The sequence below is a fragment of the Streptococcus respiraculi genome, assembly GCF_003595525.1.
GTDB lineage: Bacteria > Bacillota > Bacilli > Lactobacillales > Streptococcaceae > Streptococcus > Streptococcus respiraculi.
The window spans coordinates 854,695-869,410 of sequence record NZ_CP022680.1 but is presented as its reverse complement, the minus strand read 5'-3'; the positions used below and the strand labels follow the sequence as shown (position 1 = coordinate 869,410).

The following is a 14,716-nucleotide window of genomic DNA, read 5'->3' as shown; positions in this document are numbered from 1 at the left end:
CCCTTCTCTTTCTATCTATTTTTTGTTAATCATTTCTACCAAGCATCCATCGGTCATCTTCTGCGATTTCTTGGTAGAGGCTGGTTTCTCGCTTGGTTTTAATCTTCTGATAGGCCAGGCGCTCCCCATCAATCGGGACTTTTCCACAATAGACAAAACCTAATTTTTCCAAAATATGCTGCATGGGCAGATTTTTTTCATGGGTATCACATCGAAAATCCGGCCCCTTTTGCCCTTCAATCAAGCCCTGTAAAAAAGTCTGAATGATTTGCTGCCCACGAAACTGTTGCGCAACTGCTACGCGGTGAAAAGTAGTATATAGAAAATTATTGTGCTGCCATTTTCCATCATAAATCTCGTTATAAGCTGGTTCATTGCCGACTTGGACAGCTGTATAGGCTGCTACCTGCCCCTCTACAATTGCCACATAGCCACGACCTGATAAAATATCTTCAAAGACATCATCCTGATTTGGATAGACTCCTTGCCACTGGCTACTACCAGACTGGGCTAAAAAATCACGAGCATCTTGAAAAATCTGACAAACCGCAGTCACTTCATTGGGGTGAGCAAGTCGAATTTCCATTAGGCATTCTCCTCTTCAAATTTCTTCATAAAGGCAATCAGATCAACCACTCCTTGGCGGGGAAAAGCGTTATAAAGACTAGCTCGCATACCGCCGACTGAACGGTGACCCTTGATATTTTTAAAACCTGCTGCGGTCGCTTCTTTGACGAATTTTGCATCAAGTTCTGGACTTGGCGATACAAAAGGAATGTTGGCTACCGAACGTTCTTCAACCTTGCGTACTGGGTTTGTGTAAAAGGCTGATTGGTCAATATAATCATACAAAAGGCCTGATTTTTCACGGTTGAGTTTTTCCATTTGGTCGACACCGCCGATTTCCTTGACCCATTCAAAGACGAGTTTCGAAATGTAGATAGAATAAGCTGGTGGTGTATTGTAGAGCGATTCATTTTCCGCTTGAATGCGGTAATCCAACATGCTTGACAAAATCGGCTCATCATTCAAGAAATCCTCACGGACAATGACGACTGTCACACCTGCAGGACCAATATTTTTCTGAGCACCTGCATAAATCATGGCAAAATCTTCCACACGATAGCGAGCTGCCAAAATATTGGATGACATGTCTGCAATGACTGGGACACCATTGGTATCTGGAATCGTATAAACAGCTGTTCCTTCAATGGTATTGTTGGTGGTCAAGTGGACATAGGCTGCTTCAGGATCAATTGTATTCTTATCAAAACTTGGTAGTTCTGCGTAGGTGATATCCTCTGTTGAGCCCAGTAAAATCGGCTCAAAAGCAATTGTTTTAGAGAGTTTGACTGCTTCTGTATAGGCTTTTTTCCCCCATGAACCACCTGCTAGATAATAGGCTTTCTTGCCACGAGCAAAGTTAAGCGGAATCATGGTAAATTCAAGCGAAGCACCGCCTTGTAAGAAGAGGACCTTGTAGTTGTCTGGAATGGCCATCAATTCTCGTAAAGTTGCTTCAGCACCCTTGATAATGTCATCAAACTCCTTGGAGCGATGCGACATCTCTAATACACTCATCCCTGAGCCTTTGTAATCCAGTAATTCAGCCTGAGCTTTTTCTAAAACGTTTTTGGGCAATACCGCAGGACCTGCAGAAAAATTATAGATAGTCATCATACTCCTCCAAGATTAAACGATTTTGTTTATTATATCACAAATTTTCAGACAATTCCATCTTTTTTAGCCTTGTTCGCTCCCTTATTCGTCTTTTGAAGAAAAATTTCACAGAAGAAAAGCTAGACTAAAAATCTAGGTTAGTAATTTTCTACAAAGAATACAAGACTAGAATCTCAAGCTAGGATTTTTCCCTGAAGAATGGGAAACTTGAAGGCTAATAGGCATTGAAATTCAGGAATAACCAACTGATCCACCATTAACAACCTTAAAAACTATAAATTGGTTACATTGACAAGGTTAAGAGAGTGATTGGTTCAGGAGCCGAAGGCGTTTAAACATAGGATACTGTTGCAGTAGTGGTATGATTCGCAACAGTTAGCAATGAAACTTCAAAGGAGGTTTTGCGTCTGCACTATCTAATAAGGTATCGAAAAAGCCTATTGTTGATATGAATAGAGTATAAGCAATATGTATCACAGGAAAAATAAGAATGGAAATGTAGAAAAAGGGTTGAAGTAATAACACCCCACCCAATTAACTCTTCTAATTTAGATAACTTATCATATATCCTACGTAAAGGAAGTGACTATTGATTCCACAAAATAAGATCGATCCTACAAAGATTAACCAATCCCATGATAAAGATCATAGACTTCTTGCTTTTTAAGTTGGTAGCGTTTGGCTACTTCCTTTATCGCTTGATTGGGCTTATGACCGGCCGCAATCAGCTTATCCACTTCTGCTACTAGATTTCCTTTATCTGCTACAAGGACCTCATCTTCTGCATAACCCGCTACAATAATTAGGCACTCACCTTTTAAGGGATTTTCTGCGATAAAGGACACAACTTCACTAATCTGTCCACGTTGGTATTCTTCATACAGTTTTGTCAATTCACGAACCACAACCACAGAGCGATTCCCATAAACCGCCTGCATATTTTCCAAAGTCACTTTAACCCGATGGGGTGATTCATAGAAAATTTGTGTTTCTGGATAATGCTTTTTCTCTTCAAAAAATGCTTTTTGCTGGCCAGATTTCCGTGGTAAAAATCCGTAAAAAATATGCGGTTGGGGCGCTAGACCAGAAGCAATCAAAGCTGTAATCCCAGCCGATGCTCCCGGAAGTGCAACAACTGGAATGTTTTCTGCAATCGCGGCTTTGACCAAATCATGCCCTGGATCTGAAATACTTGGAAGTCCCGCATCTGAAACCTGAGCGATTGATTGACCCGAACGCAAGAGGTCTAGCAGGACTGGAATTTTTTCATAGGCATTATGCTCGTGAAAGGAAATTTGCCGCGTCTCAATCTCAAAATGTTTGAGTAATAGACCAGTATTTCTCGTATCTTCTGCGGCAATGACATCCACTGTTTTTAAGGTCTCAATCGCTCGAAAGGTCATATCCTGAAGATTGCCAATAGGAGTTGGGACAAGGTATAGGGTGCCGTAAGGCAAGGAATGTTTGACTGATTTTTGAATCTGCATGGTTACTCTCTATTCAACAATTCTAAACAAAACATACATGGTTCATCATTGTCCCTGCGCTGACCATAGGAAAAAGTACAGATATGAAAGCCATCTTCGTAGATATTTTCTAAATTTTCTTTCCCGAAATTCGCCGTCCGATTCTGTTCACGATCATCTTTTTCTAAGCGCTCCCGTAATTTGGAATTTTCCAAGCGTAAATCCGTATTTTCTTCAATCACCCCGCGCAAGTGCTTCTTGATCGCTTCTACTTCTGCCAGCGTGACCAGCAGCTGTTGAGAAAATCCATCTAAGGCATCAAAAATCTCTTTCTTATCCATACTCTATCCTTTCACTTGTTTTTCTGTTGATAACAGCCAGTATTCTAAAGCATTTTGTAGACTAACATTGCTCTGCCATTGCTGGCGTGCCAGCTGTAAATTCTCCAAATAAGTCAAGACCCTAGACTCTGTCATCTGGTCTGCTAATAAGAGTGTCAGCAACTCAAACAAGCGTGCTTGGTCTAATTTTTCTGGGGCAAGGCGCACCAAGTTTCCTACCTGTACATAAGCCTTGTTGGGCTGTTTCAAGAGGATATCGAGCCACTTTTTTACGACCATTATTAGGTCCAAAAAGGATTTTTGGCTTGCCAATTGCTTGGCTTCTTCGATATTTGCGACGAGTCTAGCAATCAGCTGCGCCTGCGTTTTCAATAAACCTTCTTCTTCTAATATTCGCTCTAAAATAGGCAGATTTTTTGGGAAAGCCACAATCTGAACTCGGCTTTTAATGGTGGCTAAAACGGCATGTTCCTGATTAGTCAAGAGAAAAACCCGAATATCACTCTGAGGTTCTTCGATGACTTTTAGAAGAGAATTAGCCGCATTAGGGTGCATCTTCTCTGCATCCCGAATGATAAAGACCTGCTGGTTTGACTCAAAGCCTGACTGGGAAAATTGCTTAACCAAATCGCGAATAGTCTCGGTCTTAATCGTATTGCCCTGGGGACTAACCACGGTCACATCAGTAAATTCTCCCTGTTCAATCAAACGACAGGAGCGACACTGCCCACAAGGAATTTCTCTTACCTTATCTTCACAAAAAATCGCTTGACTGAGAAAAATGGCCATTTCAAAACTAGCAAAATCGCCTGAAAAAAGATAGGCATGCGCCATGCGACCTTGCTGCAAAACGGTCTGAAAAGCCTGGTAAATTTGGGGTTGCAAACCTTGTAATTCTTCTTTTTTCATCTATTACTTAAAAAAGCGGTCATAGATAACAGTAAAAGCTGCCTCTACCACTTCCTCCACGGACTTTGAAGCATCAATCTTTATGACACGATCTGCTTCCTTATCTAAAATCGCCAGATAGCCTGTTCGCACACGTTCATGCATGTCCAAAGCCTCCATATCAAGCCTATCAACATCCCGATTTGCATTGCGAGCAATCCGCGCCAAGCCTTCTTCCACATCAATATCAAAATAGAGGGTCAAATCTGGTTTTAGCCCATCTGTCGCATAGTGGTTGAGCCAATTAATAGCTGCAATATCCAATCCCCTACCAAAACCTTGATAGGCAACCGAAGAGTCGATAAAGCGGTCAACCAAGAGTAGCTCGCCACTTTCTAAGGCTGGTAAAATCCGCTCCTTCAAGTGCTGACGTCGTGCTGCAATATACAGCAACAACTCCGTTTTATCATCCATGGCTGTGTTTTGAGGATTTAAGATAACCGAGCGAATGTCCTCTGCAATCTCAACGCCTCCTGGCTCGCGGGTCGTTGTGACCTGCTTTCCTAGTGCTTTTAAACGCGGTACTAATTCTTGTAGAACCGTAGTCTTGCCTGCACCGTCTGGACCTTCCAATGTGATAAATATGCCCTGTGTCATGTGAATCCCCTGTATTTTTCGATATTCATTACTATCTGATATAGCCGTTCAGTTTGTATTTCCTCTTATTTTACCAAAAAAGAGAAGAAAAAGCACTTTTTATTTATCTTGTGTATCCGCTTTGAATTTGTTAGAATGAAAGTAGACAAACCGAAAAGGAGCAGGAGAATGCTGCGATTTAAAAATCTCTTTTTTATTCTACTAGGAGCTGGGCTTTTTTCTTTTGGGCTCAATTATTTGATTATCCCAAATCATCTCTATGAAGGAGGCGCAACAGGGATTAACCTGATTATCTACTATCTCTTTCGCATTCAACCCTGGATCATGAATATCCTCATCAACATTCCTTTGTTTATCCTTGGCTGGAAAATTTTGGGCAAACGTACCCTATACTATAGTATTGTAGGTACAGTCGGTGTAACTGCTTGGTTGGCTCTTTTCGCACATGTTCCTTTGAATATTCCACTCGAAGGAGACCTAATGCTTGTTTCTATTCTCGGAGGAATCCTCATGGGAGCCGGACTCGGAATTATTTTCAAGGCTGGTGGCACAACCGGTGGAAGCGATATTCTCGCTCGAATTGGACATAAGTATACCTCTTTTACGATCGGTCAAATCATTCTGGCCATTGATGTACTGGTGCTGACTCTGACCATCTTGGTCTTTCATGACATCCGCAATGTTCTATATACCCTCATCATGGTTACCATTGTCTCTCGCGTAATTGATTTCATCAGCGACGGAAACTATGGCAGCAAGGGCGTCATGATTGTCTCTGAAAAATCACACGAACTAGCGCAGGCTATTGATGAAAATATCGAACGGGGCATCACCCTCATTAAGGCACAAGGTTTCTATAGCAGAAAAGAAATCGATCTGGTCTACTCTGTCATCTACAAGAGCCAGTTACAGGAAATGAAAGAGTTAATTCACCGCATCGATCCTCACGCCTTCATCACCATCACCGATGCCCACGAAGTCTTGGGCGAAGGATTTACGCTAGATAGCAACAAACAACCGTTTGAAAAATAAGGAAGTGAGACAACCCATGATGAGCGCGTCGCACTCACCCACAAAAGAATATAATCTGGAAGATTACGTATAAAAATCATTATTTCGTAGAAATCGATTTTGTCAATTTCACTTTCTCATTTCTAGGCTCAGGTATCAATAGCCACTCCCTTGACTATTGATATACGTCAAGCTGTTAAATCGATACAAGAAGCGAGGCTGGGACACTTTTGTCTCAGCCTCTTACACTCTATAAAAATCAACATCTAACTTGCTCTCATCATTGAGAAGGGTGGATGGGTGAAAATTCGACCTAGTGTTAGCTGCAAATTATGACATAAGCCATATTTCCAACCTTCAACAGTCCACTGGACTTACTGCTGTGGATTATGACATAATCCATATTTCCAACCTTCAACAGTCCACTGGACTTGCTGCTGTGGATTATGACATAAGCCATATTTCCAACCTTCAACAGTCCACTGGACTTACTGCTGTGGATTATGACATAAGCCATATTTCCAACCTTCAACAGTCCACTGGACTTGCTGCTGCGGATTATGACATAAGCCATATTTCCAACCTTCAACAGTCCACTGGACTTGCTGTGGATTATGACATAAGCCATATTTCCAACCTTCAACAGTCCACTGGACTTGCTGTGGATTATGACATAATCCACATTTCCAACCTTCAACAGTCCACTGGACTTGCTGTGGATTATGACATAAGCCATATTTCCAACCTTCAACAGTCCACTGGACTGTTGAAGCAAGATGAGTTAGCAACGTTAGAATTTACCCTTTGACGAGTATTATATTTTCTTCGTTTCAGTTGGTACCATGCTATCCACTTTGATATTGGCCTGTTCAAATGTGTCTGCTAACTGCTGACTGTCGACCTTGCCTTCAATCTGTACTTCAATGACCACACTGCCTGACTTATCCGCAATCTGAACAGTGCTGACAATATTGTAGCCTTTTTCTGAAATCAATCTGATAATCTTTTCCAGCTCGCCTGCCTTATTTTCTACCAAGAAACGCACGCGCACACCTGCTTCTCCATAACCAGACACATGTAGGAAAGCTGCGAAAACATCGCGGTCTGTAATGACCCCTGCCATTTGATCGTTGTCCACGACAGGCAAAATACCGACCTTATTTTTATACATCAAGTAAACGGCATCTTCTAAGCTGGCAAATTTCGACACAGTAATTACATCACGAATCATCACATCGCGCACCTTGGTCTTGTTCAAGAGGTAATTCATCTCATAAATTGATAGACTAGTCGCCTTTGACGGGCTTGCTTCTGCAATCGTACCCTCTGTCACCAGACCAACCAATCGATCATTTTCAATAACAGGTAAACGGTGAATCGCCTGTTCACGCATCAATTCAGCGGCATGTGCAATCGTCGTATCAGGTGAAATATAGACAACCTTTCGCGTCATAAAATCTTTAACTGCCATGTGCAATCCTCCTAGTCTCTTCTATAGCTATAGTATACCACAAATCAGAAAACGATTTCAATTTTTATTGAAAAAAAGTGAAATTTTTCTTTACTAGAGTAAAGAGAATAGCATTAAGAAATTGAAAGATTTATTTCTTAGGTACTTAGTTGCATATTTAAGCAATTTTTATCCCAACTCCACTTAGTCAAACAGACAGTATGTCCAGTTTGCTACACTCCCTCATACAAAAAGAAGACCGCTTCTAGCAATCTTCTCTACTCTACATATACCTATTTGATTTTCTTCTTAATCTCTCGAACCAAGGAGTCGTAACAGATTCAAGAAGAGATTAACAAAGTCAAGATAAAGGGATAAGGCCATTGAAACAACCCAACCTTGACCAACTTCTCCATTGGTTGCTTCAAAAACGTAGCGAATCCGTTGGTTATCATAGGCAATCAAGCCTGAGAAAATCAAGACGGAAAGAATGGAAAGAACAAAACTCATGCCAGAGCTATCAAGAAAGAGATTGACCGCACTTGCTATGATGACTCCAATCAAGGCTGCATAGAGAGCTTGCCCCATCGCTGAGAGATTTTTCTTAGTGGTCAGACCAATCACGGCCATCACAACAAACATCAGAGCAGCTGTCAAAAAGGCTGTTAGTACTGTCTCACCTGTATAGGCTAATAGCACGATACCGAGCGTAAAGCCATTCATGACCGAATAGGCTAGAAACATGGGCAAAGCTAGAGGACTATTTTTCGCTGCCATACGAGAAGCCGCAAAGACAAGTCCGATTTCAACTAGCATGATAAACCAGATAGCAAAGGAGCCTCCTAGCAAGAGACTACGCGTCATTTCCCAAAAAGTGGTCAATGACAGATAGGCTACCAAGGCAGAAAGTCCAATTCCTGCTGCCACAAAGCCATAAATTTTACCAAAGAAACGATTCAAAGCGGTATGATCCACTTGATTGATAATATAAGGTTCTTGATTCATATCCTAATCCTCCTCTAATGACTAACGATTTAATGCACATGAAAACTGCGCTGTCTCCACATTTTTTGCAAAGGCAGTGTTGCTTCTTTCACCGCCCAATACTTATCGACACAAGTCACAATCCACGCTTCTTTATAGCGCGGTGGCGCAATGGTCGCACCGAACATATGTTTGATAATAATATCTTCTTCGACCTTGTTAAGCACGGTTAACTTCTCAGCATTGCGCTTAGCAATTCGTGGATGAATCCAGGCATGGCTCTTTTTAAACTTGGTCTCACGCCAATCGTAATAAAACAAATCGTGCAAGAGACCACCACGAGCCGTTAACTTAGCATCCCAGCCCAATTTCTTTGCAATTTTGTAGCTGGTATAAGACACGTTAATCGAGTGCTCCAAACGGGTCGAATAATAATGATGAGGGATTGCGCTAAGTTTTTGCACCTTAGGCTTTTCAATCAAATGCCCAACATAAGCCATGTACTCTTCATCTTCTGTGTAAACTGCCATTCAATCACCTCGTTTTCTATTATACCATAGTTTATAACTTCTAACTTAAATGAAGCTAAAGAGGAGAATGCCTGCAGCAACCGCAACATTCAAACTCTCTGCTTGACCCGGCATAGAAATGTGGACCAAGTCGTCTGCTGCTGCTTCTACCATTTGAGAAATACCCTGCCCTTCATTCCCCATGATAATGGCAAATGATGCTGGTACCTCAACCGTCCTGTAGTCTATAGAAGTGCTTGACAAGGTGGTTGCTAAGATACGGATCCCTTGAGCTTTGAACTGAGCAAGCAACTCATCCATCCCCACTCGATAAACTGGTAAGTGAAAATGACTGCCCTGCATAGAACGTAGGGTTTTAAGACTGTAGATATCAGCAGTCTTGTCTGAAATAAAAACCGCATCATAACCTGCGGCATCTGCCGTCCGAATCATGGTTCCGACATTGCCTGGATCCTGAACATCTTCTAAGACGAGATATTTGCCCGTAAATTCCTTTAACAGAAAAGCCTCTGGTAGGGCTAGCTGCGCGACAATGCCCTGCGGGGTTTGGCTGTCTGCCAACTCCTGCAAAATCTCTGGACTAACCACTGTCACAGGAACATCTCCTACTACCCTATCCACATATTCTTCTAGGACAAAGACCTGCTCAATGTCAGCCTTGGCTTGACAAGCTTCTTCAAATAAATGCCAGCCCTCAATCAAATAGGACTGCTTACGATACTTCTTCTGGTGTAATTTTTTTGTTTCCTTAATCAGTCGATTGGACTTGGAACGAATAACTTCCATACGATTCCCCATTTTCTTTCATTACCATCAATGATATAATAAAGTAAAGGTCTTGTCAAAAGGAGAAACACATGCAAAAAGTAAAAATGATTGCTTCTGGTCGGGTACAGGGAGTCGGCTTTCGCTGGTCTGTCCAATATCTGGCTGTAGCAATCGGCGATATCTATGGCCGAGTCTGGAACAACGAAGACGGAACCGTCACTATTCTCGCTCAGTCTGAGAACCCTGCCAAACTCAGCCAGTTTATTCAAGAAATCAGAAAAGGACCATCACGCATGGCCAAGGTTAGCTATCTGGATGTAACCCTTGCAAACTTTGAAACCTTTAGTGATTTTCAGGTCAAACAGTGGCATTAAAGACTTGTATATTTTCTCCAAAACAAGTAAAATAGAGTGTATCATGTAAAAAAGGAAATGAGAACGTGAAAAAATCAAATCGTATTCTATTATCAGGGCTTATCTTGTCTATGCTCTTCTTTTTATCTGGTTGCGTACAAACCAAAAATGGCGTACCAACTGGGGAAGGTTGGGTCTACAAACTCCTCGTTGAGCCAATGGGAAATGTCATCCAGTTCTTTGCCGAAAGCCAAGGACTTGGATTTGGGGTAGCCATCATCGTTGTGACCATCTGTGTCCGTTTACTCATCTTGCCACTTGGGATTTACCAATCTTGGAAAGCAACTTATCAATCTGAAAAAATGCATTATCTTAAACCGATTCTTGGTCCTATCCAAGAACGGATGAAAAATGCAAGCTCACAAGAAGAACAGCTCGCTGCCCAACAAGAACTCTTTGCCACTCAAAAAGAGTACGGTGTCAGCATGTTTGGTGGAATGGGATGTCTACCACTTTTGATTCAAATGCCATTCTTCTCAGCTCTCTTTTACGCTGCTCGCTATACAGAAGGAATTGCGGACGCTAGCTTTATGGGAATTTCTCTTGGTAAGTCAAGCATCATTCTGACAGCTGTAGCAGGTGTCCTCTACTTCTTCCAGTCCCTTCTCATGCAAGTTGGTATGGAAGAAGAACAAAAGAAACAAATGAAATCCATGATGTTGATGAACCCGCTTATGATTGTCTTCTTCTCATGGAGCTCTCCTGCGGGTGTGACTCTCTACTGGGTAGTCGGTGGAGTTATCGGAATCATCCAACAAGTGATTACCAACTTCTTCCTCAAACCAAAACTTCGCAAGCAGATTGCAGAGGAGTTTGAACAAAACCCACCGAAACCCCTCCGCACAAGTACCCGCGTCAAAGATGTGACCCCTACGATGGATAGTGCCATTACTACTTCATCACCGAAAAAGAAAAACCGCAACGCTGGTAAACAACGTTCACGGTAAACTATGACCACCCATCAAACGGGTGGTTTGAACAAGGGGTATAGGCACACATCACCAGCCAGCGCCTAAAGACGCTGGCTTTCACTTTGTTCAAGCCTCACTGCTCTCGACTCGTCACTGGCCTCTCAAAGAGGCAGTTGTACTACTTGCCACTATCCCTAAAGGGATCTTCATATTCTTTCACACTCAATTTATCCAGTGCTATATCACGGAACAAATAATCTCCCAAATTATTTGTTTAATCTTGGATATATTTCTTTGTGGTGGCTTCATTGAGACCAACCGTTACTCATGTAATATCCCTCTGCCCAAAAATGGCAGTTCCCAAATTTATATTTTAAATTGGCGTGTTTATAAAACATTATTAAGGCACTCTTCCCTTTTTAGTACCCCATGAAACTGGATACACTTATTCGTGGTGGAATGCTCACTAACATGTGAACATGGTCTGGCATCAGATGTCCTTCTATAATTTCCACCCCCTTATAACTGCATAATCGGCGAAATATCTCTCCCAAACTACTTCTATATTGATTATCGATGATTTTTCGTCTATACTTAGGGGGAAACACAATGTGATAGAACACATCCATTTTATGTGCGATAAACTATGTTCCTGAGTGCCATATTAGTATCTCCTTTCGCTTTGCAGTAGACTTGAACACCTTTATTGTATCGCGTTTGGAGAGTTTTTTGTATAACAGTCGATGCGCACCCGCTTAGCGGGTAGTTTATTTGTCTCGCACCTATCGGAGCGAGACGGGCTTAAAGCCACATAACTAAACAACCTGACTCCTTGGGAATTCAGGAATCAGGTTGCTTAGTATCTTTCATTATTTGACTGTCTACTTGACAGGGAGCCGTTCAATGGAGCATCATGCTAGGAAATAGAGTTTTCTTATATTCTATTAATACGTCTCCTGGCTATAAAAATAGCAGAAAGACACTTCTATCAATAATTATTTTGTTTTTGCTACGCTTAAAATCTTGACTTCGTAGCTACCAACAGGTGTCTGAACAGTAGCAATATCGCCTGTTTTCTTGCCGATAAGGGCTTGACCAATTGGACTTTCATTTGAGACTTTATTAGCAAAGGCATCAGCTCCTGCTGCTCCTACGATCATGTAGACTTCTTCGTCGGTCTCACCAACTTCTTGAATGGTCACAGTTTTACCGATTGCGACTTCATCTGCTGCTACTGCATCACTGTTGACAATCTCTGCGTAACGAATTTTGGTCTCAATCATTGAAATTTGCCCTTCGACAAAAGCTTGTTCATCTTTTGCTGCTTCGTACTCAGAGTTCTCAGACAAGTCTCCGTAAGAGCGAGCAATCTTGATACGCTCAACAATTTCAGGACGACGCACGAGTTTTAACTCTTCTAATTCTTTTTCCAATTTTTCCTTTTCTTCAATCGTCATTGGATATGTTTTTTCAGCCATGTTCTTTTTTTCTTCCTTTACATTTAAAATTCTGTGATGAAAACAAAATTATGCGGAAAACCACATAATTTTATCCGAGCTATTGCTCTAATTGCTTACTTTGCTATTGACATATTTTTCAACGTTTTGATTGTGCTCTTCACCTGTTTCAGCAAAGTAGACCGCACCTGTCGTAACATCTGCTACAAAGTAATAATAGTTTGTTTTATTTGGAGCAAAGGTTGCTTCAATTGCAGAGAGACTTGGGCTATCGACTGGACCAGGCATCAAGCCAGTGTTGACATAGATATTATAAGGGGAATTAATCGTCGTATCAATCGTTGTATCTTCTTTCAAGGTCGTCTTTTCACCCAACTTATCCATTGCATATAAAATCGCAATATTCGATTGGAGTGGCATACCTAGATTTAGACGGTTGAAAAATACACTCGCAATATTGCGTCGATCTTCATCCGTTGAACCTTCTTTCTCAACCAGTGATGCCAAGGTCAAAAGCTCGTTGACATTAAGGCCTTTTGCAGCTAATTGATTGTAGTACGGCTGCAGACGACTATCCATAGCTGAAAGCATCTGCTCGATTAATTGTTCAATCGTTGTGTTTTTTGAATATTCGTAGGTCGCAGGGAACAAATATCCTTCTAAACGGTATTTGACACCACTATTTCCCGCAGGCAGACTGCCCAATAATTTTGGATAGGCTGCTACCATTCGCTTGATGAAGTCCTCATTTTGAACAGTTTCAAGAAAGGCTTCTTCTGTGAATGGGGTTTTATCTTCCTTATCAGATGTGTGAACATTATCTGTAATTGCCCGAGCAATTTGTTTGATTGTCAGACCTTCTACGACAAGAACTTTTCCTGCAATTGGCTCTTGCGCTGTCGGCGTGCCACTTTCTTGCAAGGCTTTTGCAAGTTCATCTACTGACATAGACTGGTTTAAATTATAGAATCCACTTTGAAAATTGTTATAGCTTTTTAGTTTTGCGTAATAATTAAAAACTGTTGCATTTTTAATCAAGTGGTATCCTTCCAGAATTCGAGCAATCTCCTTTGTAGAAGAACCCTCTGGAATTTCTACTTGAACTATTTCCGTTGCCCGCGTATTGACTGGTTCTAAACTTGATTTGATATAGAAACAGACGGAAATCCCTGTTATCACTAACAAGAGGATAACGGCTGTCATCACAAATTTGACAATTTGTTTGGCCACATTGTCTTGCGTTTTCCGATTTCGGTTTCGTCTTTGTCGCATGTCAGGTTGCATATCCCTAGAAATTCTACTAATGTCAGGCGAGATAATCGTATCTTCTAATAATTCTTCGTCTTCGCTAACAGTTTCAGTCAATGATGGGCGATGAAGCGCAACCGTATCGGTTAAATCCTCTTCCATCCATTGATGGTCTGAAGTGTCAGAAAGAAAATCAGCTTTTTCTGAAGCAGACGCTGCTTTTATCTCTTCTAATTCCCGTAAAATCTTATCACGAAAACTCAAAGGTTGCGCATCTTTTTCACGTGCATCTTTTGTCACAATAAAGCTCCTTTCAAACAGTTACAAGCCATTATATCTTAAAAGTGTTACAAAATCAAGCAGGGTTACTATGTCAAGGACATTTCCAATACATATCGTACCAAATTTTACCTCCGAACTGAGATTCTGAAACACCCAAATCTTCAAACTGATACATGCCGTAATAAGACAGGAGATAATCCTTGCAGGTTAGGCTGATGCCCTGATAGTTTCCCTGGACTGCCATTTCCTTGATTGCAGCAAGTAGCAAAGTCCCTATACCCTGCCCCTTATAGGCATCCGCTACGGATAGACTGACAATTGCTAGATATGGTAGAGGACCATCCGTCTGCTCAAGTCTTTCAAATAGGTCATCCGTAACTGTCGCTTGCTTTGTCGGAAGTGCCAAGATGTAACCTGCAACCGTCCCTGCGTCTTCCATAACCAGGCAAGTCTTCTGCTCATGTTCTAAATAAAAAGCCAGCACTCCCTGAGCAATCTGTTCTTCTTGGCTGAAATTGTCTTGCTCAATACGATTCACCGCTTCAAGGTCTGCGAATCGTGCGTGTCGAATTTGCATGTGTTCTCCTTAAAATTAGCAGAGACAGTGGAAAATCCGCTGTCTCCTGTATT

General features: G+C 41.6%; 17 protein-coding genes and 1 pseudogene. 3 read left to right on the top strand and 15 right to left on the bottom strand.

Annotated features, from left to right (window positions below):
• Window positions 1-25: 25 nt before the first annotated feature.
• From CHF41_RS04390 to tmk, 6 genes are all read right to left on the bottom strand, one after another.
• Window positions 26-586: a GNAT family N-acetyltransferase gene (locus CHF41_RS04390; RefSeq protein ID WP_119876162.1), complete on the bottom strand. Its 561-nt coding sequence runs from the start codon at window positions 584-586 to the stop codon at window positions 26-28.
• Window positions 586-1,677, bottom strand: coding sequence for a 3-phosphoserine/phosphohydroxythreonine transaminase (serC, locus tag CHF41_RS04385; protein ID WP_119876161.1), 1,092 nt, complete (start codon window positions 1,675-1,677; stop codon window positions 586-588). Before serC ends, CHF41_RS04390 begins: the two co-directional genes overlap by 1 nt.
• Before the next feature lie 626 nt (window positions 1,678-2,303).
• Window positions 2,304-3,167: a 16S rRNA (cytidine(1402)-2'-O)-methyltransferase gene (gene rsmI / locus CHF41_RS04380; RefSeq protein WP_119876160.1), complete on the bottom strand. Its 864-nt coding sequence runs from the start codon at window positions 3,165-3,167 to the stop codon at window positions 2,304-2,306.
• 2 nt (window positions 3,168-3,169) lie between these two features.
• On the bottom strand, window positions 3,170-3,487 hold the full coding sequence (yabA, locus tag CHF41_RS04375) for a DNA replication initiation control protein YabA (protein ID WP_119876159.1): 318 nt from the start codon (window positions 3,485-3,487) through the stop codon (window positions 3,170-3,172).
• Window positions 3,488-3,490: 3 nt separating this feature from the next.
• On the bottom strand, window positions 3,491-4,396 hold the full coding sequence (locus CHF41_RS04370) for a DNA polymerase III subunit delta' (protein ID WP_119876158.1): 906 nt from the start codon (window positions 4,394-4,396) through the stop codon (window positions 3,491-3,493).
• Between the two features lie 3 nt (window positions 4,397-4,399).
• A complete protein-coding gene (gene tmk / locus CHF41_RS04365; protein ID WP_119876157.1) occupies window positions 4,400-5,032 on the bottom strand; it encodes a dTMP kinase in 633 nt (210 codons plus the stop codon).
• A 168-nt stretch (window positions 5,033-5,200) separates the two neighbouring features.
• On the opposite strand from tmk, the gene CHF41_RS04360 reads away from it, so the two are divergent.
• Window positions 5,201-6,064: a YitT family protein gene (locus CHF41_RS04360; RefSeq protein ID WP_119876156.1), complete on the top strand. Its 864-nt coding sequence runs from the start codon at window positions 5,201-5,203 to the stop codon at window positions 6,062-6,064.
• A gap of 298 nt (window positions 6,065-6,362) precedes the next feature.
• On the opposite strand, the gene CHF41_RS10075 is transcribed toward CHF41_RS04360, so the two are convergent.
• From CHF41_RS10075 to CHF41_RS04335, 5 genes are all read right to left on the bottom strand, one after another.
• Window positions 6,363-6,671 carry a hypothetical protein gene (locus CHF41_RS10075; RefSeq protein ID WP_162911915.1) on the bottom strand — a complete coding sequence of 103 codons (309 nt, stop codon included), beginning with the start codon at window positions 6,669-6,671 and terminating at the stop codon, window positions 6,363-6,365.
• 186 nt (window positions 6,672-6,857) lie between these two features.
• Window positions 6,858-7,514 (bottom strand): CBS domain-containing protein, encoded by a 657-nt coding sequence (locus tag CHF41_RS04350; protein WP_119876154.1) that lies wholly within the window; start codon window positions 7,512-7,514, stop codon window positions 6,858-6,860.
• Window positions 7,515-7,802: 288 nt separating this feature from the next.
• Window positions 7,803-8,498, bottom strand: coding sequence for a Bax inhibitor-1/YccA family protein (locus CHF41_RS04345; RefSeq protein WP_119876153.1), 696 nt, complete (start codon window positions 8,496-8,498; stop codon window positions 7,803-7,805).
• A gap of 29 nt (window positions 8,499-8,527) precedes the next feature.
• Window positions 8,528-9,007, bottom strand: a complete 480-nt coding sequence (locus tag CHF41_RS04340; RefSeq protein ID WP_119876152.1) for an HDIG domain-containing metalloprotein — start codon at window positions 9,005-9,007, stop codon at window positions 8,528-8,530.
• Window positions 9,008-9,052: 45 nt separating this feature from the next.
• A complete protein-coding gene (locus tag CHF41_RS04335) occupies window positions 9,053-9,793 on the bottom strand; it encodes a TrmH family RNA methyltransferase (RefSeq protein WP_119877129.1) in 741 nt (246 codons plus the stop codon).
• Between the two features lie 71 nt (window positions 9,794-9,864).
• On the opposite strand from CHF41_RS04335, the gene CHF41_RS04330 reads away from it, so the two are divergent.
• Together CHF41_RS04330 and yidC are read left to right on the top strand one after the other, a co-directional pair.
• Window positions 9,865-10,149 carry an acylphosphatase gene (locus CHF41_RS04330; protein WP_119876151.1) on the top strand — a complete coding sequence of 95 codons (285 nt, stop codon included), beginning with the start codon at window positions 9,865-9,867 and terminating at the stop codon, window positions 10,147-10,149.
• Between the two features lie 65 nt (window positions 10,150-10,214).
• Window positions 10,215-11,135, top strand: a complete 921-nt coding sequence (yidC, locus tag CHF41_RS04325) for a membrane protein insertase YidC (protein WP_119876150.1) — start codon at window positions 10,215-10,217, stop codon at window positions 11,133-11,135.
• Window positions 11,136-11,277: 142 nt separating this feature from the next.
• Here the strand turns inward: yidC and tnpA are convergent.
• The 4 genes and pseudogenes from tnpA to CHF41_RS04305 all read right to left on the bottom strand — a co-directional run bounded on the left by tnpA (window position 11,278) and on the right by CHF41_RS04305 (window position 14,663).
• Window positions 11,278-11,724: pseudogene (tnpA, locus tag CHF41_RS04320) on the bottom strand (IS200/IS605 family transposase).
• Window positions 11,725-12,094: 370 nt separating this feature from the next.
• Complete coding sequence (gene greA, locus CHF41_RS04315) at window positions 12,095-12,577, bottom strand: transcription elongation factor GreA (RefSeq protein WP_119876149.1); 483 nt, start codon at window positions 12,575-12,577, stop codon at window positions 12,095-12,097.
• An 87-nt stretch (window positions 12,578-12,664) separates the two neighbouring features.
• Entirely contained in the window at window positions 12,665-14,104 is a 1,440-nt protein-coding gene (mltG, locus tag CHF41_RS04310) for an endolytic transglycosylase MltG (protein WP_119876148.1), read from the bottom strand.
• A 73-nt stretch (window positions 14,105-14,177) separates the two neighbouring features.
• Entirely contained in the window at window positions 14,178-14,663 is a 486-nt protein-coding gene (locus tag CHF41_RS04305) for a GNAT family N-acetyltransferase (protein WP_119876147.1), read from the bottom strand.
• Window positions 14,664-14,716 lie beyond the last annotated feature (53 nt).

Coding starts and splice junctions, on each gene's coding strand:
- CHF41_RS04390 (WP_119876162.1), bottom strand. CDS start 586: ATGGAAATTCGACTTGCTCACCCCAATGAAGTGACTGCGGTTTGTCAG.
- serC (WP_119876161.1), bottom strand. CDS start 1,677: ATGACTATCTATAATTTTTCTGCAGGTCCTGCGGTATTGCCCAAAAAC.
- rsmI (WP_119876160.1), bottom strand. CDS start 3,167: ATGCAGATTCAAAAATCAGTCAAACATTCCTTGCCTTACGGCACCCTA.
- yabA (WP_119876159.1), bottom strand. CDS start 3,487: ATGGATAAGAAAGAGATTTTTGATGCCTTAGATGGATTTTCTCAACAG.
- CHF41_RS04370 (WP_119876158.1), bottom strand. CDS start 4,396: ATGAAAAAAGAAGAATTACAAGGTTTGCAACCCCAAATTTACCAGGCT.
- tmk (WP_119876157.1), bottom strand. CDS start 5,032: ATGACACAGGGCATATTTATCACATTGGAAGGTCCAGACGGTGCAGGC.
- CHF41_RS04360 (WP_119876156.1), top strand. CDS start 5,201: ATGCTGCGATTTAAAAATCTCTTTTTTATTCTACTAGGAGCTGGGCTT.
- CHF41_RS10075 (WP_162911915.1), bottom strand. CDS start 6,671: ATGGCTTATGTCATAATCCACAGCAAGTCCAGTGGACTGTTGAAGGTT.
- CHF41_RS04350 (WP_119876154.1), bottom strand. CDS start 7,514: ATGGCAGTTAAAGATTTTATGACGCGAAAGGTTGTCTATATTTCACCT.
- CHF41_RS04345 (WP_119876153.1), bottom strand. CDS start 8,498: ATGAATCAAGAACCTTATATTATCAATCAAGTGGATCATACCGCTTTG.
- CHF41_RS04340 (WP_119876152.1), bottom strand. CDS start 9,007: ATGGCAGTTTACACAGAAGATGAAGAGTACATGGCTTATGTTGGGCAT.
- CHF41_RS04335 (WP_119877129.1), bottom strand. CDS start 9,793: ATGGAAGTTATTCGTTCCAAGTCCAATCGACTGATTAAGGAAACAAAA.
- CHF41_RS04330 (WP_119876151.1), top strand. CDS start 9,865: ATGCAAAAAGTAAAAATGATTGCTTCTGGTCGGGTACAGGGAGTCGGC.
- greA (WP_119876149.1), bottom strand. CDS start 12,577: ATGGCTGAAAAAACATATCCAATGACGATTGAAGAAAAGGAAAAATTG.
- CHF41_RS04305 (WP_119876147.1), bottom strand. CDS start 14,663: ATGCAAATTCGACACGCACGATTCGCAGACCTTGAAGCGGTGAATCGT.